The sequence below is a fragment of the Neisseria sp. P0021.S006 genome (assembly GCF_051956895.1).
Genome location: NZ_JBQCWZ010000209.1, coordinates 1 through 1916, shown reverse-complemented (window position 1 = coordinate 1916; position 1916 = coordinate 1). Strand labels below are relative to the sequence as shown.

Below are 1916 nucleotides of genomic sequence, written 5' to 3'. Positions count from 1 at the left end.
CTGAATTGGGGCGGTCGGACAGATACACCGCGCCTGCGCCGTCAGACAGCATCCAGCGCAAAAAGTCTTTTTCAAACCCGATTTCGGGGGACGCGTTTTCCAGTTTTTTATGGTCGGTTTCACTTTGAAACACTTCGCCGCGCATGACCGCCGAGGCGTTTTCGGAAGCAACGGAAACCGCATGTGCGTGTTCGCCGGTACGCACGGCGTTGTAGGCGTGTTTCATCGCCGCCATGCCTGCCGCGCATACGCCTGCCATGCTGAACACTTCGCAAGGCGGCATATCCAGTAAACCGTGCACCATCACGCCGTGTCCGGGCATGGTTTGGTCGGGATAGGAAGTGGCGCAGGCCAGGCTGCCGATGGCTTCTGCTGGAACTCCTTGGGCAAACAGTCCGTTGACCGCTTCGGCAGCCAATTCGGCATTGGTGTGCGTCGTGCGGCGGCTTTCGGGGTCGATGGCGTAATGGCGCGACAAAATGCCGTTGGAACGCAAAATCATACGGCGCACGCGTGAAGGCACATCGCCTGCCATGCCGAGGATGGCTTCCATTTCGTCATTACCGACGGGGGCATTGGGCAAGAAGGCAGAAACGCGGTTGAGATAAACGTCTTTGAGTGTGTTATTCGATGTCATGATGTGTTTGTCAAAATAATCAACCGATAAACCGCGCCGCGTAGTCGCAGCTTGCAGTCAACGGGATGTGGTGTGTTTCAGCGTATTCCATCAGCGCGCTTACCAGCAGTTTGGCAATGCCGCGATGACGGAAGTTGGGCGAGACCACGGTATGGTTTATGTCCCAGCCGCCGTTGTGTTCGGTATAGCTGATGTAGCCTGCTTCCAAACCGTCAATATCGATTTGAAAGCGACGGCGTTCGGGGTAGTGGATAACTTCGGGCATGATGGATTCCTAGTTTGAGGCCGTCTGAAACGTATCATCTTCCTGACGGTTGTTCATAATAGTCCGCCAGTTTTTTCAGACGGCCTTTGAGCAGCGGATGCAGCAGTTTTTTTAAAATCACGCTGACGGGCAAAACCACCAAAATCATCGCCAATAAAAAGACGATGTAGAAGCACAACAAGGCACGGCGCAAGAGCGGAGAAATACGGCCTGCCGCCATCAAAAGCTTGCCCCAGATGAAGAAGCTGCGGCCGGCGGTACGTTCGCTGAAAATCAGTTTTTCATTCACTGTCACCGCGCCCATGTTTTGAAACAGGGTTTCGTCCAAAGGCTGTTGGTTTAATAGTGTATCGCGCAATTTCGTACCAAACCGCGCCGCATCCGCCAATTCTTCTTCAGCAATGCCGGCGGAGGGCAGGGAGCGGAAATAGCGCTTGTCGCCGGTCAGCATCCATGCGGGCGTGGTAATGAAACTTGCCGCGCTGTTGCAGGCATCGATTTTTACGATGTTGCCGATGAGTTTGGCGCCGTTTTGTTTTAGCAAAGATTTCATTTTTTCCTGCGCGCCCAGCCACATATTGCGGCAGCCGATAAGCGTGATGACCGGTTTGCCGTCCAGCAGCCGGCGCGTTTCTTCGCGTTGTAAAAAGGCGGTCATCGGTTGCGAAGGAGAGAGGAACCAAACAGTGTAGGCAATGACCACCACATCGTAATCTTCGGATGGGATTTGCGGCGGCAGAATCGGGGCGGGTTTTAAATGGACGGTTTCAGGAAAGGTATCGAAAAAACGCCAAAACGGCCACGGAAACGGAAATGCCTGCTCCGGTACGATATTGACGCAATCGACCTGTACGCCGGCTGTTTGCAACGGCGCGGCAAAATTTCGCGCCAGGCTGGAGAGCTGTCCCGTTTGCGAGTAATGCACAATCAGCACTTTTTTCATTATCTTCCCTGCAATGAGTAAGTTATGGTTGGTTTGGACGGTATTATATAGTAAACCGACCGGCCTTGAAC

The 1916-nt window shown here is 53.5% G+C and carries 2 protein-coding genes and 1 pseudogene; all 3 read right to left on the bottom strand.

Annotated elements, in window-relative coordinates; all coding sequences use genetic code 11:
* Window positions 1-637 (bottom strand): annotated as a pseudogene (locus tag ACTHUM_RS12605) (hypothetical protein); the annotation flags it as partial.
* Window positions 638-656: 19 nt separating this feature from the next.
* Complete coding sequence (locus tag ACTHUM_RS12600) at window positions 657-902, bottom strand: GNAT family N-acetyltransferase (protein WP_137041221.1); 246 nt, start codon at window positions 900-902, stop codon at window positions 657-659.
* 34 nt (window positions 903-936) lie between these two features.
* Window positions 937-1845 carry a dialkylrecorsinol condensing enzyme gene (locus ACTHUM_RS12595; RefSeq protein WP_440403016.1) on the bottom strand — a complete coding sequence of 303 codons (909 nt, stop codon included), beginning with the start codon at window positions 1843-1845 and terminating at the stop codon, window positions 937-939.
* Window positions 1846-1916 lie beyond the last annotated feature (71 nt).